The sequence below is a fragment of the Pseudomonas sp. SCB32 genome (assembly GCF_009189165.1).
In the GTDB taxonomy this organism is placed as follows: Bacteria; Pseudomonadota; Gammaproteobacteria; order Pseudomonadales; family Pseudomonadaceae; genus Pseudomonas.
This window is the reverse complement of the sequence record NZ_CP045118.1, coordinates 3,210,657-3,235,997: the sequence shown is the minus strand read 5'-3', so window position 1 is coordinate 3,235,997 and position 25,341 is coordinate 3,210,657. Positions and strand designations below refer to the sequence as shown.

Here is a 25,341-nt window from a genome sequence, read left to right as displayed (position 1 = left end):
CCGCACCGGCTTTTACCCCAGAAGAACAACAAGAACCCGATTACTCGCCTGGAGAGGTAGCGTCATGGCCATCCACTCCGTCGCCCTGGGCGACATTCCTGCCACCACGCCCAGCGTGCCGCGTCGTTATGCCTGGGTAGTCTTCGCCCTGACCTTCGGCCTGCTGATTTCCGATTACATGTCGCGCCAGGTGCTCAACGCGGTCTTCCCGCTGATCAAGAGCGAATGGGCCCTGAGCGACGCCAAGCTTGGGCTGCTCAGCGGCATCGTCGCCGTCATGGTCGGCCTGCTGACCTTCCCCCTTTCGCTGCTCGCCGACCGCTGGGGTCGGGTGCGCAGCCTGTCGCTGATGGCCATGCTCTGGAGCCTGGCGACCCTGGGCTGCGCGCTGGCGCAGACCTTCCCGCAGATGTTCGCCGCGCGCTTCTTCGTCGGCGTTGGCGAGGCGGCCTACGGCAGCGTCGGCATCGCCGTGGTGATTTCGGTATTCCCCGCGCATCTGCGCTCCACCCTGACCGGCGCCTTCATGGCCGGCGGCATGTTCGGCTCGGTGCTGGGCATGGGCCTGGGCGGCGTGCTCGCCGCTCACCTGGGGTGGCGCTGGGCCTTTGCCGGCATGGCGCTGTTCGGCCTGTTGCTGGCACTGCTCTATCCGTTGGTGGTGAGCGAGAAGCGCATCGCCCCGGTAGCCGCCGCCGAGGCGCCACGCCAGGCCGGAGGGCGTTCGCTGCGCAGCCTGTTCGGCAGTCGTTCGGTGGTCGCCGCCTACCTGGGCAGCGGCCTGCAGCTGTTCGTTGCCGCCGCCGTGATGGTGTGGATTCCCAGCTACCTGAACCGCTACTACCACCTGCCTACCGACAAGGCCGGGTTGATCTCGGCGGTGATCGTGCTGGTGGGCGGCACCGGCATGGTGCTTTGCGGCATCCTCTGCGACCGCCTGGGGCGTGCCAATCCGCCGCGCAAGATCGCCCTTGCCATCGGCTTCTGCCTGGTCAGCTGTCTGCTGCTCTCGGTGGCCTTCCACCTGCCGCCGGGCGCGATGCAGCTGAGCCTGCTCGCCCTTGGCATGCTGGTGACTGGCGGCACCTCCGGGCCCTCCGGCGCCATGGTGGCCAACCTCACCAGCCCGGCCGTGCACGGCACCGCTTTCGCCACCCTGACCCTGGCCAATAACCTGCTGGGCCTGGCACCCGGCCCGCTGCTCACTGGCGTGCTGGCCGACGCCGTGGGACTGGACCGTGCGTTCCAGATCGTCCCGCTGCTGAGCATCTTCGCCGCGCTGGTGTTCATCTATGCCCGGCGCCACTACCACAGTGATATCTGCCGCCTGCGCGGCGAGGAGAAGGGCGCATGATGCCGACGCTGAACCTGGACATGACCTTCGACTTCATCTGCCCCTGGTGCCTGATCGGCAAGCGCAATCTCGACGCCGCGCTACGCCAGCTGGCCCGGCAGCGTCCGGAACTGGACGTGCGGGTGAACTGGCTGGGCTTGCAGTTGCTGCCCCAGGTGCCGATGGAGGGCGAACCCTTCGCTGCGTTCTACCAGCGTCGCCTCGGCGGCAAGCGGGCGGTGCGGGCGCGCCAGATGGAGGTGCGCGACGCCGCACGCCTGGCTGGGGTGGAGATCGATTTCGAACTTATCCGCAGCATGCCCAATACCACCTACGCCCACCGGGTGTTCCAGCGCGCCGCCCAGCTGGGCAGCCAGGCGCAGCTTGAGCGCCTGCTGGAACTGCTGTTCCGCGCGCACTTCCAGCTCGGCGAGGATATCGGCCAGCGCGACACCCTGCAGCGCCTGCTGCGCGCCTGCGACTACATTCCCGAGGAGTTCGAGGCTGCCCTGGCCGACGGTGCGCGGGCGTTCATCGGCCGCCGCGTAGGCCTGGCCGACTCCAGCGTGCCGCTGTTCCTGCTCGACGGGCGTGCCTTCGCCCTCGGCGGACAGAGCCCGGAGCAACTGCTCGTGGCCTTGCTGCGGGCGTTCGATCGGCAGGAGGCGCTGTCGGCATGAGTGGCGAGCTGCACATTCCGACCGATCGGCTGCCGGCACGCGGCGGGCGCTCGCTGGTTCACCACAAGAACGGCATTGTCCTGTTGTTCGATGTCGAGGGCTGCCTGTACGCCGTCGATGACCGCTGCCCCCATGGCGGAGCGTCGCTGTTCACCGGTCGCCTGGACGGCCGCTGGCTGCAGTGCCCGGCGCACGGGCTGAAGTTCAACCTGGACACGGGCTGCCCGGCGGGTCTCAAGGGCTTCGGCGTACGCCGCTACCCCATCGAGTGGCGCGCCAACGAGTGCTACCTGCTGCTCGACGAGACCATCGCCGAGGGAGTTTCCGCATGAGCACCGCTGTCATTTCCGCACTTGGCACCCGCAGCCGCACCTTGTTGCCGGGCCTGCTGGTAAGTGCCATGGTCGCCGCCGCGGCGACCTTCCTCTCCGAGCACTACGGCGCCCCGGTGATGTTGTTCGCGCTGCTGCTGGGCCTGGCGCTGAACTTCCTCGCCACCGACAGCGTGTGCAAGGCCGGCATCGAGTTCACCGCCCGCGAGATCCTGCGCCTGGGCGTGGCATTGCTGGGCATCCGCATCACCTTCGGGCAGATCGCGGAGCTCGGCTGGCAGCCGGTGGTCATGGTCGTGGTGCTGGTGACGGTGACCATCCTGGTTTCCATCGCTGCCGCTCGCGCCATGGGCTTCAACTTCCTCTTCGGGCTGCTCACCGGCGGCGCCACGGCCATCTGCGGCGCGTCGGCGGCCCTGGCCCTGGCGGCGGCGCTGCCGGCCCACACGCAGAAAGAGAAAGCCACGCTGTTCACCGTGCTCGGCGTTTCGGCGCTCTCGACCCTGGCGATGATCCTCTATCCGATGATCGTCCATGCCCTGGGCTTGCCGCCGTTGCAGGCGGGGATCTTCCTGGGCGGCACCATCCACGACGTGGCCCAGGTGGTCGGCGCCGGCTACAGCATCTCGCCGGAAGTCGGCGACAGCGCCACGGTGGTCAAGCTGATGCGCGTGGCCATGCTGCTGCCGGTGATCCTCTGCGCGGCGATGATCACCCGCGCCCGGGGCGTCGAGCCGGGCGACAAGCGTCCGCCGCTGTTGCCCTGGTTCGCGGTGGGCTTCGTGCTGCTGGCGGCGGTCAACAGCACCGGCGTCCTGGCGCCGGTGGTGCAGCAGGCGGGCAGCAAGCTGTCGCAGTGGTGCCTGGTGATCGCCATCGCCGCGCTGGGTATGAAGACCCAGCTACGCGCCCTGGCCACGGTGGGGATCAAGCCGATCCTGCTGATGGTGGGGGAGACGGTGTTCCTGGCGGTGTTGGTGTTGGGGATGTTGCGCCTGGCGGGTTGATCGGCTGGCGCAGGTCATTGCGCCTTATTGGCGCCAATCGCGGACGGAGTCCGCTCCTACGCAGGGATCGGCTCTCGTAGGAGCGGACTCCGTCCGCGATGTTTTTGGTTTTTTGGCTGGGTGTTTCTGCGCCGCTTCGGCGTGCTCGGATGTCTTTTGTTTCGCCCCCTCGGGCGACCTACTTTGGCAAACGACGGATGGCCGCCCCACCCAAAGTAGGCAAAGGTCTGTGCCCCATCATCCGGGTCCCGCTTCGCGGGACTCCCCTCGCTCCATCGAAGTTTCAGGGGCCCGCGTCGACGGGCCATCCATGGCCCAACGACGCTCTCGCGGCATCCATGCCGCTCAACCCCTGAAACTCCGATTCCACTCGGCCTCCTGAAGGGGCGCTCCGGTGCGTGCGGAGGTTTCTCTGGAAGTCTTTAAAGCCAGAGCCAGAGCCAGAGCGGAGCTGTGCTCCCGTAGGAGCGGACCTTGTCCGCGAAGGCTTGTCACAGCACCCACGTTGCAGGATGAACACCTGTAGGGTGAATAACGCGCAGCGTTATCCGCCATGATGGGTTTCGCTTCGCTCTACGCCATCCTACGAAGAGCAATCCAACATAAAGCAGCCAAAGTCGCAGGCGCGCGCAGAGTCCCGTCAGGAGGCCGAGTGGAGGTATTGCGCAGAGGGGCGAGCGGCATGGATGCCGCGAGAGGCGTAGAGGGCCAGGGATGGCCCTTCTACGCCGACCCTCGGAGCGATACCGGAAGGAGGGAAGTCTGAGCGAAGCGAAGACCCGGATGCCGGGACGAGACTTTTTGGTTCCTTTTGTGAGGGCGGCTATCCGACGTTTGACAAAAGGGACTCGCCCGAGGGGGCGACACAAAATCTCTCAGCCCACACCGAAGCGGCGCAGAAACACAGAACAGGACAGCGGATAACGCTTTAGCTGTTGTCAGCATCACGGACAAAGTCCGCTCCTACAGAAGCTCAACCGAGCGAAACCTCACTCCGACTCCCGCCCCATATGGTCCCGCCGCCAGGCCGCCGGCGACATGCCGTACTGAATGGTGAACCAGCGGGTGAACGAACTGGGCATCCCATACCCGAGCAGATCGGCAATCCGGCTGAGCGAGTAGCGCGGGTTCTCCATGTAGCGCAGCACCAGCTCCCGGCGCACTTCGTTGATCAGGTCGGAGAAGGTCACGCCGTTCTCTTCCAGGCGCCGCTGCAGGGTGCGCACGTTCAGTCCCAGGGACTGGGCGATCTGTTCGATGGTGGCGCGGCCCATGGGCAGCAGCAGGTAGATGGCCTTGCGCACCTCGTTCAGGGTGCTGCCGTCGGTGGCGCCGGGCAGTGAGTCGACGAAGCTGCGCGCGTGGCGGGCCATGGCCGGGTCGGCCATGGGGTTGGAGGCGTCGAGGTCGGCTGCCGGGATCACGATGCCATTGAACTCGCTGCCGAACTCCACCTTGCAGCCGAACAGGCGCTTGTGCACCTGCAGGTCGGCTGGCGCGTCGTGGCTGAGGTTGACGCTCATCGGCCGCCAGTGCGGGCCGAGGAGGGCGGCGCAGAGGCGGTAGAGCGTGCCGATGGCCAGTTCGATGCCCTGGCGCATGGGCATCGGCGGCACGGTGATGATCTCTTCGCGCAGGATCGCGGTCTTGCCTTCCTGGTCCACGTACAGGGCCAGCGATTCATTGATCAGGTGGCGGTACTGGACGATGGTATCGATGGCTTCGCGCAGGGTCGCCTGGTGGGTGATCAGCAGACTGATCACGCCGAAATCTGCGAGCTGGCGGGATTCGGCCATGCGCAGGCCGAAGGTCTCGCAGCCGCACGCGCGGGCCGATTCTTCCAGCAGGCTTACCACCGGGGTGATGGGCACGCGCTGCTCGGGGTGCTCCAGCATGGACAGGCTGAGGCCCGCCTGGCTGAGCTGTTGCTGGGGGTTGAGCCCGAAGTGGCGCGCCACCTCAAGGTAGTTGGTCAGTGCCGCAATACGAACCATTGGGGTCATGCCGATCGCCTTCTTGTTCTTGTGGCTGCGTCACGCTGCGGGTGTCTGTCACGAAATGACAGGTGCCGATCCATCACCGGAGCGCGTTTGGCTTGTTCGATGACGACAGAGTGTATCGGCGAGTTCAGTAAAGCGTGTACGAAGTTTTGCATATCGGCCAGCGCCATCGACACCCATCGAAGGGCCCTAGCTCGCGCAATACGTGGGATCTGGCCTAGGCACAGAGTGCCGGATGGCGTCTGTGCTGTCATCAATTGCGAAGTGCCTGACGTTCTATGCAAAGCAGCGTAGCCGGGCTGCCTCTACTGTCTTGTCCAACAAGTTCGAAAAGTTGAAAGGTGACCCGGTGAAACACAACAACTCCACCACCGTCCTCATCGTTCCCGGCCTGCGCGATCACGTGGCCGAACATTGGCAGACCCATCTTCAGGCCCGCCTGCCCAATGCTCGCAGCGTGCCACCGCTGACCGAGGACAAGCTCGATCTCGATGCCCGCGTCGCGGCCATCCAGCACGAGCTGGCGCAGATCGAAGGTCCGGTGATCCTGGTCGCCCACAGCGCCGGCACCCTGATGGTGGCGCACTGGGCAGCCCGCCACAACCGCCTGATCAAGGGCGCGCTGCTGGTGACCCCGCCGGACCTCGAAGGCCAATGGCCGGAGCACTACCCGAGCCCGGCGAACCTCGCCGAGCGTGGCTGGGCACCGCTGCCGCAGCAGCCCTTGCCGTTCCCCTGCCTGGTGGCGGCCAGCGAAAACGATCCGCTCGCCTCGCCAGAAGCCGTGCAGCGCATGGCCAGCGCCTGGGGCGCGAGCGTAGTGGAGCTGGGCCGCGTCGGCCACATGAACCCTGCCTCCGGCTTCGGCGACTGGCCCGAAGGGGATGCCCTGGTCCACATGCTGGATCGCTGATACCTGCAAGGAAATTCATGCTCCGGCGCCTGGCGCCGGGGTATGGCCCCCGTTCGCCCTGAAAGCGGCGTGGGCAAGGGCCGCATGACGGACCCGGATAGCGTCTCGATAACAACAAGAAATGGAGCACACGCATGCACTACCAGAGCAACTCACCGCGGCTGCGCCGCTGCCTGCTCGCTACGGCAATCATCAGCGCCTTCGGCGGCACCACGGCCCAGGCGTTCGAACTGAACACCGGCAATCCGGACATCGCCGTACGCTTCGACAACACCGTCAAGCTCAGCTACGGGCAGCGGGTGGAATCGGCCAACAGCAAGATCGCCGGCACCGCCAACACCAACGACGGTGATCGCAACTTCTCTGCCGGCAGCCCGGTGACCCAGCGCTTCGACCTGCTCAGCGAGTTGGACTTCGTCTACCGCGACACCATGGGCTTCCGCGTCAGCGCCGCCGGCTGGTACGACCATGCCTACGACGATGTCGGCTCCGATAATCCCTTCCCCGGCCAGAAGGGCAACGCTGGCCATCTGGTCAGCGCCAACGGCACGGTGATCGCACCGCGCGGTGCCCAGTCCTCGACCCACGGCCTGAGCACCTTCGCCGACCGCTACTACAACGGTCCCTCAGGCGAACTGCTGGACGCCTTCGTCTTCGCCAGCCACCAGGTCGGTGACGATATGCAGCTCAGCGGCAAGCTCGGTCGCCACACCGTCTACTGGGGCGAGACCCTGTTCAGCGCCGCCAACGGCATCAACTACGGCCAGTCGGCCCTGGACCTGGGCAAGCTGTACAACGTGCCGGGCACCGAGGCGAAAGAGCTGTTCATGCCGCGCAACCAGCTGTCCGCCTCGCTGACGGTGAACCCCGAGCTGACCCTGGCCGCGCAGTACTTCCTCGAGTTCCAGAATTCGCGCTTCCCCGAAGGCGGCACCTACATGGGCCCCTACGACATGCTCAACGACGGCGGCAACGTCTTCTGGCTGCCGCTGCCCTCGCTCAATGCCTTCTACGGCGCCCCGCGCGGGCATGACCGCGAGCCGAGCAACACCGGCGACTATGGCCTGATGGCCAAGTGGAGCCCGGAGTGGCTCGACGGCACCCTGGGCTTCTACTACCGCAAGACCTCCGACACTCTGCCGGCGGTGCTGGTGGAGGCGCCGAACATGCAGAAGGCCGGTCTCGCCGGCCTGCAGGGCATGAATTACTTCACGGCCTACGCCGATGACATCGACATCTACGGCATCAGCCTGTCGAAGGAAGTCGCCGGGGTGAGCGTCGGCATGGACCTGAACTACCGCGAGAACATGCCGCTGGCGAGCAACTTCACCACCGTCAACTCGACGCTCTACAGCGCAGCGCAAAAAGGGCTGATCAACGGCGCCAACCTGATCGGTTCGGTGCCCAGCAGCGGCGACACGGGCCTGGCCCGCGGCCGTACCTTCCACGTCGTACTCAACGGCCTGGTGACCTTCGGTGCCACCCCGCTGTGGGACGCCTCGTCGCTGGCGGTGGAAGGCACCCTGACGCACCTGATCCAGGTCACCGAAGGTGAGCAGACCTTCAAGGGTGACTCCAGCTACCGCGGTGTGGACAAGGTCACCCCCAATGCCTACGCCATGTCCGCCAACTTCACCCCGACCTGGTACCAGGCCTTCCCCGGCGTCGACCTGTCCATGCCGCTGGCCTACAACGTCGGCCTGCACGGCAACTCGGCGGTGCAATTGGGCGGCAACGAGGATGCGGGCAGCTACTCGGTCGGCGTGGCCGCGGACTTCCACCAGCAATACCGCTTCGATCTGAAGTACGTCGACGCGTTCGGTCCCTTCGATACCTGCGAAAGCGGGCACGACAACAACACCCCCGGGGCTAACGGGCAGTACCAGTGCATCCCCGGACAGATCACCTCGCAGGGCGGCCTCGCCCCCCTGCTGAAGGACCGCGGCATGGTGACCGCGTCCCTCAAGGCGACCTTCTGATTTCACCCCAGGCTCCTTACCCGGAGCAGGAGAAAAACAGCATGAACTTCAAGCCTACCCTGATCGCCACGGCCCTTGGCCTGGCTCTGTGTGGCGCGGCCCAGGCCGCCGTCTCGCCCCAGGATGCCGCCCAACTCGGCTCTACCCTGACCCTGGTCGGTGCCGAAAAGGCCGCCAGCAGCGATGGTTCGATTCCCGCCTATAGCGGCGGCCTGACCAGTGCCCCGGCAGGCTTCAAGGCCGGCGACAGCATGCGCCCGGACCCTTTCGCCGGTGAGAAGCCGGTGCTGGTGATCGACGGCAAGAACGTCGACCAGTACAAGAGCCAGCTGACCGCCACCACCGTCGAACTGGCCAAGCGCTACCCGAGCTTCCGCGTCGACATCTACCCGACCCACCGCAGCGCCGCGCTGCCGGATGCGGTGCTGGAGAACAGCAGGAAGAACGCCGTCGCCACCCAGTCGCTCGAAGGCGGCACCGCCATCGACAACGCGCTGCCAGGCGTGCCGTTCCCGATTCCGAAGACCGGCGCCGAGGCCATGTGGAACTTCCTGCTGCGTTACCAGGGGGTGAACATCAAGGCCAAGTACGACTCCTGGAACGTCGACTCCTCGGGCAGTGCGAATCTCGCCACCACCGGCCAGGCGTTCATCAACTACCCGATCTACGAGAACCTCAACCAGCCGGTGAAGGGCTCCGAGGTCTACTACCAGATGAAGCTGTACTACAGCGGCCCGGCCCGTCGCGCTGGCGAGGCGATGATGCTCAAGGACGCCGCAAACCCGCTACAGCAACCGCGCCGCGCCTGGCAGTACCTGCCCGGCCAGCGCCGTGTGAAGCTGGCACCGAACCTGGCCTACGACACCCCGAACCCCGGCATGGCCGGCGCCGGCACCTACGACGACGTGTTCGTCTTCAACGGCGCGCTGGACCGCTACGACTGGAAACTGGTGGGCAAGCAGGAACTGATCGTGCCCTACAACACCTACCGCCTGACCTACGCCAGCGACATCAAGCCGGTGGTCACGCCCAATCACCTGTCGCCGGATTACGTGCGCTGGGAGAAACACCGCGTGTGGGTGGTGGAAGGTACGCTGAAGTCCGGTGCGCGGCACATCTACGCCAAGCGCCGCTTCTACCTCGACGAGGACAGCTGGGTGGCCCTGGCCTCCGACCAGTATGACGCCCGTGGCCAGCTCTATCGCGGCTCCTTCGCCTTCCTCAGCCAGAGCTACGACAAGCGCATCCCGGACGCCACGCCGTTCATGATCTACGACCTGACCGCCGGTTCCTACAACATCAACGGCGTCGTCGGTCCGTACGGCGGCATCAGCTACATCGACCCACTGGCCGCCACCCAGTGGTCGCCTGAAGCCCTTGCAGGCAGCGGCATCCGCTAAGAGGACGAGCCCGGTCGCGGCGGCTCACGAGGCCGCCGCGCCTTTCCCATCGAGGTAGCCGAATGCAATTTCCCTTCAAGCTCGCCCTGGCCAGCGCCGGGCTGGGACTGGCGCTGCTCGCCGGTCACGCCGGTGCCGGCGAATTCGTCGACGTGCTGGACCAACCGGCGCAGCACACCGCGATTGCCCTGAACAGCCCGCTGGCGGCCATCGCCCGCGCGGACAAGCGCCTGGTGGTGGTCGGCCAGCGTGGACACATCCTCTTTTCCGACAACGACGGCAGGGACTGGCAGCAGGCCGAAGTGCCGGTCAGCTCCGACCTCACCGCCGTGCGCTTCCCCACGCCGCGCGACGGCTGGGCGGTGGGCCACGACGGCGTGGTGCTGCACAGCGCCGACGGTGGCTCGCACTGGACCCGCCAGCTCGACGGCCGGGCTATCGGCCAGCTGATGCTCGATTACTACACGGCCAATCCCCAGGCGGATAACGAAACCCTGCTGGAGCAGTCGCGGCGCATGAAGGAGGAGGGGGCGGACAAGCCGTTCCTGGACCTCTGGTTCCGCAATGCCCAGGAGGGTTTCGTGATCGGTGCCTTCAACCTGATCCTGCACACCACCGATGGCGGGCACAGCTGGGAGCCCTGGAACCACCGCATCGAAAACCCGCAATCGCTGCACCTGACCGCCATTTCGGCGGTGGGCGACGACCTGTTCATCGTTGGCGAGCAGGGCCTGCTGCTCAAGCTCGATCACCAGGCACAGCGCTTCGTCGCGCTGAACTCGCCGTACAAGGGCACCTTCTTCGGCCTGCTCGGCAAGCCCGGCCTCCTGTTCGCCTACGGACTGCGCGGCAATGCGGTGCGCAGCGTGGATGGCGGGTTGAACTGGAGCGAGATAAACACCGGCCTGCCGGTCAGCCTGACGGCGGCCAGCGAGGGCGCCGATGGCGGCCTCTACCTGTTCAGCCAGGCCGGCCAGGGGCTGGTCAGCCGTGACGACGGCGCCTCCTTCAAAACGCTGGCCCTGGCCCAGCGCACGCCGGTCAGTGGTGCCCTGGTCAGCGGCGACAGTCTGCTGCTGGTGGGCAACCGCGGCCTGCAGCGCAGCGCGCTGCCGCTCTCCCAATAAGAAAAAAGAAGAGACAGCCTACTATGGTCGACCTCAAGCAAGGGCAGATGCCCGTCATCAGCGATCTGCGGGACTTCGACGCGCACAGCGGCAGCCCGCTGGAGCGCCTGGTGTTCAACCACCGGCTCCTGTTCATCGGCCTGATCGCCCTGGTCACGCTGCTGCTCGGCTGGATGGCCGTGACCCGCCTGGAGATCAAGCCCAGCTTCGAGAAGATGATCCCGCAGAGCCATCCCTACATCCGCAACTACCTGGACAATCGCGGGGCGCTGCGGGGCCTGGGCAACTCGGTGCGGGTGGTGGTGGAGAGCCGTGGCGAGGACATCTTCGACCCGGCCTACCTGGACACCCTCAAGCAGATCAACGACCAGCTGTTCCTCAGCCCCGGCGTCGACCGCGCCTGGATGAAATCGCTGTGGTCGCCGGCGGTGCGCTGGACCGAAGTCACCGAGGAGGGCTTCCAGGGCGGCCCGGTGATGCCCGACGGCTACGCCGGCGACGCCGCGAGCATTGCGCGCCTGCGCCAGAACATCGCCCGCGCCGGCATCGTCGGCAGCCTGGTGGCCAATGATTTCCGTTCGAGCATGCTGGTGGTGCCGCTGCTGGACCACGATTCGGCCACCGGCAAGGGCATCGACTACCAGCAGTTCTCCCATCAGCTCGACGCGCTGCGCCTGAAGTACGAATACCAGGGTGACCAGCGCGCCTTCGATGCCGGCGAGCCGGGCAAGGGTAACGTCCGCATCCACGTGATCGGCTTCGCCAAGCTGGTCGGCGACCTGATCGATGGCCTGGTCCGGGTGATGATGTTCTTCGGCCTGGCGGTGGTCTCGGCCTTCGTCATCATCCTGCTCTACACCCGCTGCCTGCGCAGCAGCCTGCTGGTGATCGTCTGCTCGCTGCTGGCGGTGATCTGGCAGCTGGGCCTGATCGCCTGGCTGGGCTACGCGCTGGACCCGTACTCGATCCTGGTGCCGTTCCTGATCTTCGCCATCGGCGTGTCCCACGCCACGCAGAAGATGAACGGCATCATGCAGGACATCGGCCGTGGCACCCATCGCCTGGTGGCCGCGCGCAACACCTTCCGCCGCCTGTTCCTGGCCGGGGTCAGCGCGCTGCTCTGCGACGCAGTGGGCTTCGGCGTGCTGATGCTGATCGACATCCCGGTGATCAAGGCGCTGGCGATCACCGCGAGCATTGGCGTGGCGGTGCTGGTCTTCACCTCGCTGCTGCTGATGCCGGTGGCGCTGTCCTTCATCGGCGTCAGCCCGCGCGCTGCCGCTCGTGCCCTCCGTGAGGAGCAGCAGGAAGCCCGCGAGCAGGGCCTGGGCCGGCTGTGGAGCCTGCTCGACCGCTTCACCGAGCGCCGCTGGGCGACCATCGCCCTGGGGTGCGCCGCGCTGATTGGCGCCGGCAGCTACCTGGTCAGCCAGCACCTGCAGATCGGCGACCTCGATGCCGGCGCACCGGAGCTGCGCGCCGACTCGCGCTACAACCGCGACAACGCCTTCATCACCAGCCACTACGCGCTGTCCAGCGACCTGTTCGCGGTGATGGTGAAGACCCCGGCCGAAGGCTGCCTGAACTACAAGACGCTGATCCTCGCCGACCGCCTGGGCTGGGCGCTGCAGCAGCATCCGGGCGTACAGGCCACCGTGTCGCTGGCCGATGCGGTGCGCCAGATCACCGCCGGCACCTACGAGGGCAACCCCAAGTTTGCCAGCCTGCAGCGCAACCAGGACGTGCTCAACTACTCGGCGCAGCAGGCTTCGGTGAATACCCCGGAGCTGTTCAACACCGAGTGCTCGGTGATGCCGGTGATCGCCTTCCTCAAGGACCACAAGGCCAAGACCCTGGAAGAAGTCACGAGCATCGCCGAGGACTTCGCCAAGGCCAACAGCACGCCGGACCGCCAGTTCCTCCTCGCCGCCGGCAGCGCCGGTATCGAGGCCGCCACCAACAGCGTGGTGCACCAGGCCAACCGCACCATGCTGCTGTACATCTACGGCGCCGTCAGCCTGTTCTGCCTGATCACCTTCCGTAGTTGGCGCGCGACCCTGGTGGCCATGCTGCCGCTGGTGCTGACCTCCATGCTCTGCGAGGCGCTGATGGTGTTCCTCGGCATCGGCGTGAAGGTGGCGACGCTGCCGGTGATCGCCCTGGGCGTGGGGATCGGCGTGGACTATGCGCTGTACTTGCTCAGCGTGCAGTTGCAATTGCAGCGTGCCGGCTTCCCGCTCGCGATGGCCTATCAGCAGGCGGTGATCTTCACCGGCAAGGTAGTGGCGCTGGTGGGCGTGACCCTGGCCGCCGGGGTGATCACCTGGGCCTGGTCGCCGATCAAGTTCCAGGCCGACATGGGCATCCTGCTGACCTTCATGTTCCTCTGGAACATGCTGGGTGCGCTGTTGCTGATTCCGGCGCTGTCGCACTTCCTGTTGAATGAGCGGAAGGGGTGAGATACCTCTCGGCTCATCGGAGTTCGTTCCTGCGTAGGAGCGGACTCCGTCGGCGATTGAATCCGCACCCTGCTGTTTGCGGGTAGGGCCCGTTCCCGCCGGTCCGCATCGGCGCTGTTCTTGTAGGAGCAACTGTCTTCTAGGCTCCCGCGTTCGCGGGAGTGACGGTGTCATGTATCGCCCTCTGCACACGTCATCCCCGCGAACGCGGGGACTCAGTTTGTAAGATGTGTTCCTCCTGATGCTCCTGCAACAGACAACACCCTCTCAATCAAACGCCGGAATCGCCTCCAGCTCGCGCAGCAGCCAGTCGGCGAATTCCTGCGCCAGGGCCTGGTGACCATGGGGCGGGATGATCAGGAAGTAGGGGTGGGGCGCCGGGAAGTCGATGTCGAACAGGCGCACCAGGCGCCCCTGGTGCAGTTCCTCGCCGGCCAGGATGTGGTCGCTGATGGTCACGCCGCCGCCGGCCAGGGCCGCGCGGATGGTCAGGTAGGCGTCGGGCAGGAACACGTTCTGCCGTGCCTGCAGGCCGGGCACGCCGGCGGCAAGGAAGTAGCGGCTCCAGTCGAAGCCGTCGTCCTCGTGCAGCAGCACCTGGCGCGCCAGATCGCGGGGTTTGCGCAGGTGTTCCTGGGTGTTGAGCAGACGCGGGCTGCACACCGGGAAGTAGCGGATGTCGCCCAGCGCGGCGAAGCGTTGGCCCTCGATATGCGTCTCGCCGAAGGAAATCACCATGTCCACGTCGCCGAGATCGCTACTGATCGGCAGCAGGTGCAGGGCGACTTCCTGATAGTTGCGCAGGAATTTCTCCAGCAGCGATGACACCCGCGCCAGCAGCGCCGGGGCGCAGGCGATGCGCAATTCGCCGGCGGGTTCTTCGGTGGGCAAGGTGCGGCGGATGTCGCGCAACTGGTCGAAGGCGCTGCTGATCTGCTGGCTCAACTGACGCCCGGCCGCGGTCAGCTTGACGCCCTTGCCCTGGCGCTCCACCAGCGCCATGCCCAGTTCTTCCTCGAGCTTCTTCACCTGGTGGCTGACCGCCCCGTGGGTGACGTGCAGCTCCAGCGCCGCGCGGCTGATGCTGCCCTGGCGGACCAGCGCCTCGAAAGCGCGCAGGGCGATGAGCGAGGGCATGCGAAACGCACTGTTCTGACCCATGAAGGACCTTCTTTGGTGAATTTGACTAACGATTCAGGTGGAAATCTATTGAATTGTCGTTAGTTAAATTTGCACAGAAGATGAGCCCAAGCCAACACCGATCAACAAGAAAAAACGGCTGGAGATCCGCCATGCAGCATTTCGTCGACTTGCTCGGCCTGGGCAAGCGCTACGGCAACCTGCAGGTCCTGAGCGACCTCAGCCTGAGCATCCGCCAGGGAGAATTCCTCACGCTCCTGGGTCCATCCGGCTCGGGTAAAAGCACCACGCTGATGATGCTCGCCGGCTTCGTCGAGCCCAGCGAAGGGCGCATCGAGCAGGACGGTCGCGACATCACCCAGCTGTCGCCGGACCAGCGTGAATTCGGCGTGGTGTTCCAGGGCTACGCGCTGTTCCCGCACATGAGCGTGGCGCAGAACGTCGCCTACCCGCTGCGCATCCGCAAGGTGCCGGGCGCGGAGGTCGAGCGCCGGGTGGCCGAGGTGCTGGAGCGCGTCGGCCTGGCCGGCATGGGCAATCGCGGCATCGCCCAGCTGTCCGGCGGCCAGCAGCAACGTGTGGCCCTGGCCCGTGCGCTGGTGTTCAAACCCAAGCTCTTGCTGCTCGACGAACCGCTGTCCGCCCTCGACCGCCGCCTGCGCCAGGAAATGCAGGGCGAGCTGGCGCGCATGCACAAGGATTTCGGCACCACTTTCGTCTTCGTCACCCACGACCAGGAAGAAGCCCTGGCGCTGTCCGACCGCATCGCGGTGTTCAACAAGGGCCGCCTGGAGCAGGTCGGCACGCCGCGCGAGGTCTACGAGCGTCCGGCCAGCCGCTTCGTCGCCAACTTCCTCGGCGACACCAACCTGTTGGAAGTTGGCGTGGTGGGGCGTGAGGCCGAAGCGACGCTCTGCGATTTCCGTGGCCAGCACCTGCGCGTGGCCAATACGGCCAATGCCAGCCAGGGCGGCAAGAGCTGGCTGGCGGTGCGCCCGGAGCACATCGACCTGCGTCCGCTGCAGGACGCTGGCCGCGACAACGGCCTCTGCGCCACCGCGGGCCCGGCCACTTACCAGGGCGCCCACGTCAACCTCGAACTGACTCTGGAACAGGGCGATCGCCTCGACCTGCGCCTGCCGGTATCGCACCCGCTGCTGGGTAGCCTGCGCAGCGGCCAGCGCTACTGGTGCAGCTGGTCACCGCAGCACTGCCACCTGTTGTCCGCCTGACAAACCCATAACGAAAACAAACGATCGGGGAGCAATTACATGAAAGAACGCCAGGGCTTCATCGAAGATGCCATCGAAATCGCCGCCGAAAAGGGCGAGCGCGCCGGCATCAGCCGCCGCGATTTCAACCGCAGTCTGCTGCTGCTCGCCGCCGCCAGTGCGCTGCCTTTCGGTAGCGGTGGCCGGGCCTTCGCCGCGGGCGGCAGCCTGGTGCTGGCCAACTGGGGCGGCGATGCGGTGCCGGCCTTCGAGAAGAGCTTCGGCGGCTTCGACCAGACCTCCGGGCTGACCCTGAAAGTGGACGGCAGCGGCCCCACCGAGGGCGCGCTGAAGACCCAGGTGAGCAGCGGCGCGGTGCGCTGGGACGTGTGCGACGGCGAGATGTACTCGTCCTACCGGCTGGGCAAGGACAAGTTCCTCACCCCCATCGACTACGGCATCGTCGACAAGTCGCTGATCGGCTACGGCGACGTACATGATTTCGGCCTCGCCAACTACACCTACAGCTACGTGATCGGCTACGACCACGAGCAGTTCGGCAAGAACCCGCCCAAGTCCTGGGCTGACTTCTGGGACGTGAAGAAGTACCCGGGCAAGCGCACCCTCTACAAGTGGATGAGCGCCAACCTCGAATGCGCGCTGCTGGCCGATGGCGTACCGCCGGAGCAGCTCTACCCGCTGGACGTGGACCGCGCGCTGCGCAAGATCGAGCAGCTGCTGCCGCACATCGCCACCCACTGGTCCACCGGCGCCGAGTCGCAGCAGCTGATCCGCGACGGCGAGGTGAGCATGGCGCAGATGTGGCACACCCGCGCGGAGCTGGTGAAGAACGACAGCGCCGGCAAGATCGACTGGAGCTTCGACGGCGGCATCGTCTCGCCCTCGGTGTGGATGGTGCCCAAGAGCAACCCGGCAGGCGCCAAGGCGGCCATGGACTTCATCGCCTACGCGCTGCGTCCCGAGGTGCAGGCCAAGCTCATGGAGGTCTACAACATGGGCCCGGTGAACCTTGCGGCCAACGACCTGCTCACTGCCCAACTGCAGGCGATCAACCCCACCGCACCGGACAACCTGAAGAAGCAGGTGTCGCTGAACAACAAGTGGCACGCCGAACACTACGGTAAAACCCTGGAGCGCTACCTGGCGCTGATCGGTGGCTGAGATGCGACTCTTTGCACCGGGCGTGCTGCCGGTCTACGGCCTGCTGATCCTGCCCCTGCCTGTGCTCGTCGTGGTCGGCTACCTGCTGCCGACCCTCGGCGTGCTGGGCTGGAGTTTCAGCCTGCCGGAGTGGGGCACGCAGAACTACGCGGCCATCGCCGACAACGCCAACCTGCAGGCAGTGATCTGGCGCACTTTGCGCATCTGCCTGCTGACCACCGCGATCAGCGTCGCCATCGCCTACCTGATCGCCTATCGCTGGCGTTTCGCGACGCCGCGCGGCCGACAGCTGATCGAGCTGTTCGTGCTGCTGCCGTTCTGGCTGTCGATGCTGATCCGCGCCTTCGCCTGGCTGGTGCTGCTGCGCAACGGTGGGCTGGTCAGCCAGGGGCTGATGGCCACCGGATGGTTCGACGCGCCGCCGCCGCTGGTGCGCAACGAACTGGGCGCGCTGATCGGCATGGTGCACTTCATGGTGCCGTACGCGGTGCTGCCGCTGCTGTCCTCGCTGAAACAGGTGGACGACAGCTTGCTGCGCGCCTCCAGCAGCCTGGGCGCCAGCCGCTGGCAGACGCTCAAGGACGTCTTCATCCCGCTGACCTTGCCGGGCGTGGTCGCCGCGTCCGCCATCGTCTTCGTGTTCAGCCTCGGCTGCTTCGTCACACCGGCGCTGCTGGGCGGCGGCAAGGCCGCGATGCTCGCCGAGTACATCTACGTGCAGATGTTCCAGCTCTCCAACTGGGGCCTGGGCGCGGCGCTGAGCATCGTGCTGATGCTGCTGGTGGTGGGCTGCGCGCTGCTGTTCGGACAACTCATCGGCTTCCGCCGCCTGCTTGGGAGGACTGAGCTGTGACTGAGCAGGGAACCTATCTCTCCGCCATGCCCAAGGGCGTGAAAAAGCCGCAACTGCCACGCCCGCAGGTCGGCCGCTGGCTGTCCTGGGCCGCCCTGGCGCTGTCCGCGCTGTTCCTGCTGCTGCCGATCCTGGTGATCGTCCCGCTGTCGTTCGGCAACCAACGCTACCTGGCCTTCCCGGAGGGCGGCTGGTCGCTGCGCCACTATGCGACGCTGTTCGACGGCGCCTGGCTGGTGTCGATCCTGCAGAGCCTGGGCCTGGCCCTGGTGGTCGGCGCGCTGTCCACGGCGCTGGCCTTCCTGTTCGCCACCGGCATCTGGCTGCAGCGGCGCTTCCGCACCGTGCTGACGCTGATCGTGCTGCTGCCGATGATCGTCCCGCAGGTGGTCTCGGCGATGTCGATCTACTACCTCGACGCGCGTCTGGGGATTCTCGACAACCTGCTGGGCGTCGGCTTCGGCCACCTGCTGATGGCGCTGCCGTACTCGGTGATCGCCCTGCTGGTGGCCTACGCGCGGCTCGACCTGAGCCTGTACAAGGCCTCGCGCTCGCTCGGCGCCGGGCTCTGGCCGACGCTCTGGCATGTGCTGCTGCCCAACGTGCGCGGCGGCATCCTCGGCGGCTTCTTCATGGGCTTCGTGATGAGCTGGGAAGAGGTGGTGGTGACCCTGTTCACCAGCGGCCTGAACGTGGTGACGCTGCCCAAGCGCATCTGGGACGGCCTGCGCTACAACCTCGACCCGGCGATCGCCGCCGTGTCCACCCTGATGATCGTCCTCACCCTGGCGGTGATGCTGCTGCGCATGTACCTGGAGCGCCGACAGCCGCCTTCCTGACTTACCCCGATTTACATCCGGTCGCCACCTTGGCGACCAGTCGAACTGCCTGTCGCTTACACCTTGTCCCTGAGGAGGGAATCCCCATGCTTACCGCTTTCCCCGCGCGCACCTACCGTCAACGCGTCGAAGCCGTCAAACGGCGCATGGCCGATCGTGGCCTGGATGCCCTGGTGGTCAACTACCCGGACAACATCAACTACCTGAGCGGTTTCGACAGCCTGGGCTTCCTCTGGTACCAGGCGCTGATCATCTCGCCGAAGCTGGCCGAGCCGGTGTTCCTCACCCGCACCAGCGAGGAGCCCTGCACCTGGGAGCTGTCGTGCATCAACGAGGCGATCTTCTATGACATCGCCAGGCAGGACCCGCTGAAGATCGTCGCCGACGTGCTCGCCCAGGCTGGCCTGTCCCAGGCGCGCATCGGCCTGGAAATGACCGCCTCGACCTTCTCCCCGGCGCAGTACAACGCGCTGCTGGGCTATATGCCCGAAGCCCGCTTCGAGGACGCCGGCCCGCTGGTCGCCGAGAACCGCCTGATCAAGACCGCCGAGGAAATCGAATACCAGCGCAGCGCCGCGCGCATGGCTGACCAGGGTATGCTGGCCGCCTTCGAGGCGCTACGTCCGGGCATCTCCGAAGTGGAAGTGGCGGGCATCGTCGCCAACGCCCTGGGCCGTGCCGGCAGCGAGTACTCGGCGATCAGCCCGATGTGCGCCACCGGCCGCCGCAGCACCATGACCCACGCCATGCCGCACCGCCAGACCATCAGCCACGGCGACGTGGTGATCCTCGAGCATGCGGGCGTGTGCAACCGCTACCACGCGATCCTCATGCGCACCGCGGTGATCGGCAAACCCAGCCCGCGAGTGAAGGAGGTGGCGACCCTGCTCACCGAGGCCTTCAATGCTGCCATCGACATCGCCAAGCCGGGTACCCCGGTGGGCGAGGCCAACCGCGTGTGCAACCAGATCCTCGATCGCATCGACCTGTCGCGCACCCGCGTGCACCGCATCGGCTACAGCCTGGGCCTGGCCTACCCGCCGACCTGGCTGGAAGCGATGATGGTGGACGAGGCCGACGACCACGTGTTCCAGCCGAACATGTCGTTCTCCATCGAGCCCAACCTGTCCTTGTACAACGAAGGCTTCGGCATCAAGCTCGGCGACACCGTGCTGTGCGGCGAGAAGGGCTCGGCGAGCCTGTCGGAGATTCCGCCCGAGCTGACGATCATCGACTGATGGGCGTTCGCCCCCGGCGGCGCTTCGCTGGCCGGCCCGGGGCGAATCCATGTTGCGTGTCTGCGCCTGTGGCGCAGTGATGGAAACCGAGGGCTTCTGATGAGTCACACGATGGATATTTTCTGGCACGACGACGTGCTGCGCCACGACACCGCCGCCGGCGTGTTCGAAGCGCCGCCCAGCGACCTGCTGGCCGAGCAACTGCTGCACCCGGAGAGCAATCCCCGGCTGCTCAACATGCGCGCCATCCTCCAGCGCGGCCCGGTCGCCGACTCGCTGCGCTGGCACGAAGGTCGCCATGCCAACGAAGAAGAACTGCTGCGCTTCCACGATGCCGACTACCTGCGCGGCATCTTCGAGGCGGATACCCAGGGCAAGCGCTTCAGCAGCACCACGCTGATGTCCGCCGGCAGCCTCGCCGGGCTGCTGGCCGCTGCCGGCACCAGCCTGGCGGCGCTGGAGAGCGTATTGGCCAGCGGCCATCCGGCCATGGCCTTGGTGCGCCCGCCGGGTCACCACGCCGCGCCAGCCATGGCGGACGGCTACTGCTTCTTCAATCACGCCGGGATTGCCGCACGTGCGGCCCAGTCGGCCGGCCTGGAACGCGTCGCCATCGTCGATTGGGACGTACACCACGGCAACGGCACGCAGGAAGGCTTCTACGACGATCCCTCGGTGTTCACCGTCTCGCTGCACATGGACCACGGCGCCTGGGGCCCGAGCCACCCGCAGACCGGCGCGGTGGACGAGCGCGGCTTTGGCGCGGGATTAGGCAGCAACCTCAACCTGCCGCTGCCGATGGGCTCTGGCGACCAGCTCTACGAGATGGTCTTCAGCCGCTTTGTCGAGCCGACGCTGCGCGCGTTCAAGCCGGACCTGCTGATCATCGCCAACGGCCTGGACGCCTCGCAGTTCGACCCCAACGGCCGCCAGCTGGTGACCATGCAGGGCTTCAATCGTCTGGCCCGCCGCGCCCGCGCGCTGGCCGACGAGCTCTGCCAGGGTCGCCTGCTGGTGGTGCAGGAAGGCGGCTACAACCCGGCCTACAGCGCGTACTGCCTGCATGCCGCGACTGAAGGCTTCCTCGGCCAGCCGTCCACGCTGCCCGACCCGCTGGCGTATATGCCGGAACCGGCGGCGCGGGTGGAAGCCGATCTCGCCGCGCTGGATGCGCGGCTGGCGACGGCGGGGTGGAAGTTCGCCTGAGCCTCCGGCGCGATCCGTTCGCGCCGGATTGACCGCCTGCGTAGGGGGCAGGGTTAGCGTAGGAGCGGACTCCGTCCGCGATCGATTCGGCGCCGCTCCGGCAGAAGGTCTGGCGGATAACCTGTTCCAGGTTATGCGCCCTACGTAATGGGGCTTACCGTCGCTGCTCGCGAACCATCGCTGGCGTTGGCGCCCAACGTCCTAGCGATGATTGCGATAACGCTCGGTCAGCGACTGCACGCGGGAGACATAGAATCGTGTCTCGGCGTAGGGCGGCACGCCGTTGTACTCCTCCACCGACGCCTCGCCGGCGTTATAGCCTGCCAGCGCCAATGTCTGATTGCCATTGAAGTGTTTGAGCAGCCAAGCCAGGTAGCGCACGCCGCCGCGAATGTTCTGTCGCGCATCGAACGGATTGGTCACGTTGAAGCGCACAGCGGTGTCGGGCATCAACTGCATCAGCCCCTGGGCGCCAGCGATGGAAATGGCGTTCGGCTGGAACGCCGATTCGGCATGGATCACCGCGCGGACCAGCGACCTGTCGACGCCGTATAGTTTCGAAGCAGCCTCGATCTCGCGCTGATAGGAACGGGTGTCCAGATGCAGGGTGGCGACATTGAAATCCTTCGGCGCCATGCACAGGTAGCAGCCCTTGATGTAATACACCTCCAGCACATCGACCCGTTCTGGGATCCCCACGGGGCGTCGGCTCACATACTGGCGAACCCCCTTGTGGACGAAGGTGTACACCCGAATGCGCTCTGCACCTGCGGCGTCACTTCGTTCGGACATTGGCGCGGCCTTTGGCCTGGCGCCGGTAGCAGCGCCAGCCTTGCCGTTCTGAAGCGTGCAGTGCGCACCGGCGATAGCATGGCTGGTGTGGCTGACGGTTCCGTCCCGCGCCTGGCAGCGGAACAGGGCGTTGGCATAAAGCGGAGCAACCAGCAATGCCAGCCCGATGCAGCCAGGAAGGCCCCTGCGAGCCCAACGCCACGCTCTGGAACTCATCAAACCGCTCCGCGCCACAGGCGCCGATCAGGCCGTGGGCACTGATCCGTGCAAGAGGTGAACGCCGACAAGGGCAGTGGTTGCAGGCCCGACTCCCCAGAACCTGCCGTTTCGTTCGGGTAGTTATAACCCTTGCAGGCGGCCCTGGATTTCGGGATGACGTACGGCTTGCCGGCGCTGCGGGACTCGGCGCCGGGCGGTGTTTGTTTCAAGTGTGCGTCCCGCAGCGGGCCAGCCGTTGCGTAGGAGCGGGCTGCGTGCGGGATCGGCATCCACCGAGGAGACATCGCGGATGAATCCGCTCCTACGTCAATCCCGACTCACGGGGCAGAGCGGATGTCCGATTTTTGTGCAAGAACCTGAAGATGCTGCGAGCAGGCGAGGCGGTTATAGGCATCGGGCTACGGAATTCGCGGCGATGTCTGCTCCGGTGTAGGCGTAGAGTGGCGGTTCCGTTCGCTGGAAGCCCAAGGAAGAGCCTGATGAGTACTCAAGCACTGTTTCGCCGCGATACCTACCTCACCCATTGCGAGGCGCACATCCGCCAGGTCACCGAGACCGGCGTGCTGCTCGATCGCACCGTGTTCTACCCGCTGGGTGGCGGTCAGGCCGGCGACAGCGGCTGGCTGAGCCTGGCCGATGGCACGCGACTGCGCATTACCGACGCGCGCAAGGCGCCCATCGAGGGAGCCGGTCCCGACGACGTACTGCACCTGATCGCCGAGGACCAGTTGGCGGCGGCCGACCTGCAAGTAGGCCAGCCGGTGCAGGTGGAAATCGACTGGGAGCGCCGGCACCGCCACATGCGCCTGCACACCGCGTCGCACCTGATGTGCGCGATCCTGCCGTACCCGGTGGACGGCTGCAGCATCACCAGCGATTACGCGCGGCTGGATTTCGTTACTACGGAACCGCTGTCGCGGGAGGAGATCGATGTGCGCCTGGCCGAGTTCGTGGCGCAAGCGGCTGCGGTTAATATCGACAGCATCAGCGACGAGGAACTGGCCGCCAACCCCGAGCTGGTGCGCACCATGAGCGTGAAACCGCCGATGGGCTTTGGTCAGGTGCGGCTGGTGCGCATCGAAGGTATCGACCTGCAGCCATGTGGCGGCACCCATGTGGCCAATACGGCGGAGATCGGCGGCGTGCGTGTGTCGAAAATGGAAAAGAAGACCGCCCGCACGCGGCGGGTGGTGTTGACGCTGAATTGACGGGAAGAGGAGCGTCCTGCGGACGCTGTTCGCGGGCCCACGCCTACAGGGTGGCGATGACGCAGGAGCAACTGTCTTTTGGGCTCCCGCGTTCGCGGGAGTGACGGGAGCAAGGTTCGCGCTCCTCTGCGTCATCCCCGCGAACGCGGGGATCCAGAAGAAGGTTGGAGCGGACTCTGTCCGCGATCGAATCACCGCCGCGCCGGTTTGGCCCGGAGCTGGGCGAGGCCAATCGCGGACGGAGTCCGCTCCTACGCACCTTGCGAGACCTTCCTCAAGCAGGCCTCAGCCGAGAATGAAATACACCTTGCGCACCGGCGTGAGGTTCTCCCAGGTGCCCTTGAAGCCCGCCGCCACCACGAAGGAGTCCCCCGGCCCGAAGGTCTTCGCCACGCCGTCCGCGTCGGTCAGGCGCACGGTGCCTTCGAGAATGTGGCACAGCTCGTCGTAGTCGCACTCGCAGCGCTCCAGGTGCACGCCGGCTTCCCAGATGCCAGCGATGGCGTTCTTTTCCGGAGCGCTGAAGTGCCGCCAGCTGCGGCTCTGGTACGGCGCATCGACGATGGCCGGATCGTTGATCTCGCGTTCCTGCGGGGCGAGGTCGGGGTTGGCGAAGTCGATGACGTGGCGGGGCAGGCTGGACATGGGGTTCTCCATCAGGAATCGAAACCGACGCCGAAGGCATCGAAGGTCTTGAGCAGCAGGTCGCGGCGGCCGGTGCGGTCTTCCTTGGCCAGCGAACGCTGGGCCAGGCGCACGCCGAGGTAGCGCAGCGGCTCGGGCGGGAAGGGGAAGGGCTTCTGCGAGGTCATGCGCAGCTGGGTGCGCTCGGTGCGTTCTCCGGCCAGCTGGTCGAGCATGTTCAGTGCGGCGAAGCGGCTGGCCGCTACACCCTGGCCGGTGAAGCCCAGCGCATAGGCGACGCGGTTGCCGAGCACGCAGCCGGTGAACAGCGTGGTGCGCGCCGAAGTGTCGATGATGCCGCCCCAGGCATGGCTGAACTGCACCGGGCCTAGCTGGGGGAAGGCTTCGCGGAACTGCTCGGCCAGGCGCTGGAAGCTTTCCGGGCGCTGGGTCAGAGACTCGTCGCGGCGGCTGCCGAAGTGGTAGATGGCGTCGAAGCCGGCCCAGAGGATGCGGTTGTCGGCGGTCTTGCGCAGGTAGTGGAACTGGTTGCCGGCATCGGCGATGCCGTAGCGGTCGACCCAGCCGATAGCTCGCAACTGGTCGTCGGAGAGCGGCTGGGTGACCAGCGAGTAGTCGTACACCGGAATCACGCTGGAATTCAGGTGGCCGAGCAACGGCGGCGCGATATTGGTCGCCAGGGCGATCTGCCCGGCTTCCAGCTCACCACGGTCGCAGCGCAGCATCAGGCGGTCGCCGCGCTGGTGCATCTCGTGCACGGGGGTGTTCTCGAACAGTTCGATGCCTTGATCCAGGCAAACCCGACGCAGCTCGGCGGCCATCTTCGCCGGGTTGAGCAGGGCGTAGTTGGGCTCGAACACGCCGGCCTTGTACATCGGCGAGTCCAGCCGCTGCGCCAGTTCCGAACCTTCCAGCCACTCGCAGTCGATGCCGAAGCGCTGGTAGTTGCGCTGCATGCCGCGCAGGCCATCGACCTGCCAGGGCTGCATGGCGACGCTGAGCTTGCCACGGCGCTCGAACTCCACGTTCATGCCGAAGCGCTTCAGGTCCGCCTCGAACTCATCGAGGTTCTGTCGGCCCAGGCGCACCAGCGTTTCGGCTTCCTCCGGCCAGCGGCGCAGGGCGTTGCCTACACCGTGGGAAATGCTGGGTGCGCAGAAACCGCCATTGCGTCCGCTGGCCTCGCCGCCGCAACGGCGTGCCTCGACCACTGCGATGCTCGCACCGGGTCGGCGCTGGCGGGCTTGCAAAGCGGTCCAGAGGCCGGTGAAGCCGCCGCCGACCACCACCAGGTCGAAGCTGCGATCGGCCTCCAGCGGAGGGGCGGCAGGAGCGGGGCCGAGGGTATCGAGCCAGAAGGGTCTGGGAGTGGCGCGTGCAAGTTGGGCGGATGTCATCGGAAAACTCCGGCAGAATGTCGGAAGAAAAAGCGGTCTTCGGGCCGCGTCCGAAATCTTGTAACGCTCACGGGGGCCAGGCATACGGTCCGCCGCTCTTTGCGGGCACGCCCGGAGCATCGGAGCCGGCACAGACCGGCAGGGGAATCTGAATGAGTGATGAACAGGGCTGGAGCGCCAC

At 66.2% G+C, this 25,341-nt stretch carries 21 protein-coding genes; 16 read left to right on the top strand and 5 right to left on the bottom strand.

All coding sequences use genetic code 11. The features are described from left to right. Positions 1 to 64: 64 nt before the first annotated feature. The 4 genes from GA645_RS14925 to GA645_RS14910 are packed head-to-tail and all read left to right on the top strand — an operon-like array spanning position 65 to position 3,352. Complete coding sequence (locus GA645_RS14925; RefSeq protein WP_152223794.1) at positions 65 to 1,354, top strand: MFS transporter; 1,290 nt, start codon at positions 65 to 67, stop codon at positions 1,352 to 1,354. Then, the gene (locus GA645_RS14920) at positions 1,351 to 2,013 is read left to right on the top strand and encodes a DsbA family protein (RefSeq protein WP_152223793.1); all 663 of its coding nucleotides are present in this window, start codon (positions 1,351 to 1,353) and stop codon (positions 2,011 to 2,013) included. The genes GA645_RS14925 and GA645_RS14920 overlap by 4 nt, the downstream gene beginning before the upstream one ends. Then, the gene (locus GA645_RS14915; protein WP_152223792.1) at positions 2,010 to 2,345 is read left to right on the top strand and encodes a Rieske (2Fe-2S) protein; all 336 of its coding nucleotides are present in this window, start codon (positions 2,010 to 2,012) and stop codon (positions 2,343 to 2,345) included. The genes GA645_RS14920 and GA645_RS14915 overlap by 4 nt, the downstream gene beginning before the upstream one ends. Then, positions 2,342 to 3,352 carry a YeiH family protein gene (locus GA645_RS14910; protein WP_152223791.1) on the top strand — a complete coding sequence of 337 codons (1,011 nt, stop codon included), beginning with the start codon at positions 2,342 to 2,344 and terminating at the stop codon, positions 3,350 to 3,352. The genes GA645_RS14915 and GA645_RS14910 overlap by 4 nt, the downstream gene beginning before the upstream one ends. A gap of 989 nt (positions 3,353 to 4,341) precedes the next feature. Here the strand turns inward: GA645_RS14910 and GA645_RS14905 are convergent. Further along, on the bottom strand, positions 4,342 to 5,346 hold the full coding sequence (locus GA645_RS14905; protein WP_152228119.1) for an AraC family transcriptional regulator: 1,005 nt from the start codon (positions 5,344 to 5,346) through the stop codon (positions 4,342 to 4,344). A 355-nt stretch (positions 5,347 to 5,701) separates the two neighbouring features. Between GA645_RS14905 and GA645_RS14900 the strand changes: the two genes are divergently transcribed. From GA645_RS14900 to GA645_RS14880, 5 genes are all read left to right on the top strand, one after another. Further along, entirely contained in the window at positions 5,702 to 6,265 is a 564-nt protein-coding gene (locus GA645_RS14900) for an alpha/beta hydrolase (protein ID WP_256675927.1), read from the top strand. Between the two features lie 134 nt (positions 6,266 to 6,399). Further along, the gene (locus GA645_RS14895) at positions 6,400 to 8,244 is read left to right on the top strand and encodes a DUF1302 domain-containing protein (protein WP_152223789.1); all 1,845 of its coding nucleotides are present in this window, start codon (positions 6,400 to 6,402) and stop codon (positions 8,242 to 8,244) included. A 41-nt stretch (positions 8,245 to 8,285) separates the two neighbouring features. After that, positions 8,286 to 9,644 (top strand): DUF1329 domain-containing protein, encoded by a 1,359-nt coding sequence (locus GA645_RS14890; RefSeq protein WP_152223788.1) that lies wholly within the window; start codon positions 8,286 to 8,288, stop codon positions 9,642 to 9,644. 62 nt (positions 9,645 to 9,706) lie between these two features. Further along, complete coding sequence (locus GA645_RS14885) at positions 9,707 to 10,771, top strand: YCF48-related protein (RefSeq protein WP_152223787.1); 1,065 nt, start codon at positions 9,707 to 9,709, stop codon at positions 10,769 to 10,771. A gap of 23 nt (positions 10,772 to 10,794) precedes the next feature. Then, on the top strand, positions 10,795 to 13,230 hold the full coding sequence (locus tag GA645_RS14880) for an RND family transporter (protein WP_152223786.1): 2,436 nt from the start codon (positions 10,795 to 10,797) through the stop codon (positions 13,228 to 13,230). A 267-nt stretch (positions 13,231 to 13,497) separates the two neighbouring features. On the opposite strand, the gene GA645_RS14875 is transcribed toward GA645_RS14880, so the two are convergent. Then, positions 13,498 to 14,391 (bottom strand): LysR substrate-binding domain-containing protein, encoded by an 894-nt coding sequence (locus GA645_RS14875; RefSeq protein WP_152223785.1) that lies wholly within the window; start codon positions 14,389 to 14,391, stop codon positions 13,498 to 13,500. A 131-nt stretch (positions 14,392 to 14,522) separates the two neighbouring features. Between GA645_RS14875 and GA645_RS14870 the strand changes: the two genes are divergently transcribed. The 6 genes from GA645_RS14870 (at position 14,523) to GA645_RS14845 (ending at position 20,899) form a co-directional block, all read left to right on the top strand. After that, on the top strand, positions 14,523 to 15,602 hold the full coding sequence (locus tag GA645_RS14870) for an ABC transporter ATP-binding protein (RefSeq protein ID WP_152223784.1): 1,080 nt from the start codon (positions 14,523 to 14,525) through the stop codon (positions 15,600 to 15,602). Between the two features lie 39 nt (positions 15,603 to 15,641). Continuing rightward, positions 15,642 to 16,763: an ABC transporter substrate-binding protein gene (locus GA645_RS14865; RefSeq protein ID WP_152223783.1), complete on the top strand. Its 1,122-nt coding sequence runs from the start codon at positions 15,642 to 15,644 to the stop codon at positions 16,761 to 16,763. Position 16,764: 1 nt separating this feature from the next. Next, entirely contained in the window at positions 16,765 to 17,616 is an 852-nt protein-coding gene (locus GA645_RS14860) for an ABC transporter permease (RefSeq protein WP_152223782.1), read from the top strand. After that, on the top strand, positions 17,613 to 18,455 hold the full coding sequence (locus tag GA645_RS14855; RefSeq protein WP_218572326.1) for an ABC transporter permease: 843 nt from the start codon (positions 17,613 to 17,615) through the stop codon (positions 18,453 to 18,455). Before GA645_RS14860 ends, GA645_RS14855 begins: the two co-directional genes overlap by 4 nt. An 86-nt stretch (positions 18,456 to 18,541) precedes the next feature. Further along, positions 18,542 to 19,693, top strand: coding sequence for a Xaa-Pro peptidase family protein (locus GA645_RS14850; protein ID WP_152223781.1), 1,152 nt, complete (start codon positions 18,542 to 18,544; stop codon positions 19,691 to 19,693). Between the two features lie 111 nt (positions 19,694 to 19,804). Beyond that, a complete protein-coding gene (locus GA645_RS14845) occupies positions 19,805 to 20,899 on the top strand; it encodes a hypothetical protein (RefSeq protein ID WP_152223780.1) in 1,095 nt (364 codons plus the stop codon). Between the two features lie 201 nt (positions 20,900 to 21,100). On the opposite strand, the gene GA645_RS14840 is transcribed toward GA645_RS14845, so the two are convergent. After that, the gene (locus GA645_RS14840; protein WP_152223779.1) at positions 21,101 to 21,907 is read right to left on the bottom strand and encodes a lytic transglycosylase domain-containing protein; all 807 of its coding nucleotides are present in this window, start codon (positions 21,905 to 21,907) and stop codon (positions 21,101 to 21,103) included. Between the two features lie 482 nt (positions 21,908 to 22,389). On the opposite strand from GA645_RS14840, the gene GA645_RS14835 reads away from it, so the two are divergent. Further along, positions 22,390 to 23,118, top strand: a complete 729-nt coding sequence (locus tag GA645_RS14835) for an alanyl-tRNA editing protein (protein ID WP_152223778.1) — start codon at positions 22,390 to 22,392, stop codon at positions 23,116 to 23,118. Between the two features lie 285 nt (positions 23,119 to 23,403). Here GA645_RS14835 and GA645_RS14830 read toward each other — a convergent pair whose 3' ends face one another. Continuing rightward, positions 23,404 to 23,763, bottom strand: coding sequence for a cupin domain-containing protein (locus GA645_RS14830; RefSeq protein ID WP_152223777.1), 360 nt, complete (start codon positions 23,761 to 23,763; stop codon positions 23,404 to 23,406). Between the two features lie 11 nt (positions 23,764 to 23,774). Next, a complete protein-coding gene (locus GA645_RS14825; protein WP_152223776.1) occupies positions 23,775 to 25,160 on the bottom strand; it encodes an FAD-binding oxidoreductase in 1,386 nt (461 codons plus the stop codon). Positions 25,161 to 25,341: the final 181 nt, after the last annotated feature.

Coding starts and splice junctions, on each gene's coding strand:
- GA645_RS14925 (WP_152223794.1), top strand. CDS start 65: ATGGCCATCCACTCCGTCGCCCTGGGCGACATTCCTGCCACCACGCCC.
- GA645_RS14920 (WP_152223793.1), top strand. CDS start 1,351: ATGATGCCGACGCTGAACCTGGACATGACCTTCGACTTCATCTGCCCC.
- GA645_RS14915 (WP_152223792.1), top strand. CDS start 2,010: ATGAGTGGCGAGCTGCACATTCCGACCGATCGGCTGCCGGCACGCGGC.
- GA645_RS14910 (WP_152223791.1), top strand. CDS start 2,342: ATGAGCACCGCTGTCATTTCCGCACTTGGCACCCGCAGCCGCACCTTG.
- GA645_RS14905 (WP_152228119.1), bottom strand. CDS start 5,346: ATGGTTCGTATTGCGGCACTGACCAACTACCTTGAGGTGGCGCGCCAC.
- GA645_RS14895 (WP_152223789.1), top strand. CDS start 6,400: ATGCACTACCAGAGCAACTCACCGCGGCTGCGCCGCTGCCTGCTCGCT.
- GA645_RS14890 (WP_152223788.1), top strand. CDS start 8,286: ATGAACTTCAAGCCTACCCTGATCGCCACGGCCCTTGGCCTGGCTCTG.
- GA645_RS14885 (WP_152223787.1), top strand. CDS start 9,707: ATGCAATTTCCCTTCAAGCTCGCCCTGGCCAGCGCCGGGCTGGGACTG.
- GA645_RS14880 (WP_152223786.1), top strand. CDS start 10,795: ATGGTCGACCTCAAGCAAGGGCAGATGCCCGTCATCAGCGATCTGCGG.
- GA645_RS14875 (WP_152223785.1), bottom strand. CDS start 14,391: ATGGGTCAGAACAGTGCGTTTCGCATGCCCTCGCTCATCGCCCTGCGC.
- GA645_RS14870 (WP_152223784.1), top strand. CDS start 14,523: ATGCAGCATTTCGTCGACTTGCTCGGCCTGGGCAAGCGCTACGGCAAC.
- GA645_RS14865 (WP_152223783.1), top strand. CDS start 15,642: ATGAAAGAACGCCAGGGCTTCATCGAAGATGCCATCGAAATCGCCGCC.
- GA645_RS14860 (WP_152223782.1), top strand. CDS start 16,765: ATGCGACTCTTTGCACCGGGCGTGCTGCCGGTCTACGGCCTGCTGATC.
- GA645_RS14850 (WP_152223781.1), top strand. CDS start 18,542: ATGCTTACCGCTTTCCCCGCGCGCACCTACCGTCAACGCGTCGAAGCC.
- GA645_RS14845 (WP_152223780.1), top strand. CDS start 19,805: ATGGATATTTTCTGGCACGACGACGTGCTGCGCCACGACACCGCCGCC.
- GA645_RS14840 (WP_152223779.1), bottom strand. CDS start 21,907: ATGAGTTCCAGAGCGTGGCGTTGGGCTCGCAGGGGCCTTCCTGGCTGC.
- GA645_RS14835 (WP_152223778.1), top strand. CDS start 22,390: ATGAGTACTCAAGCACTGTTTCGCCGCGATACCTACCTCACCCATTGC.
- GA645_RS14830 (WP_152223777.1), bottom strand. CDS start 23,763: ATGTCCAGCCTGCCCCGCCACGTCATCGACTTCGCCAACCCCGACCTC.
- GA645_RS14825 (WP_152223776.1), bottom strand. CDS start 25,160: ATGACATCCGCCCAACTTGCACGCGCCACTCCCAGACCCTTCTGGCTC.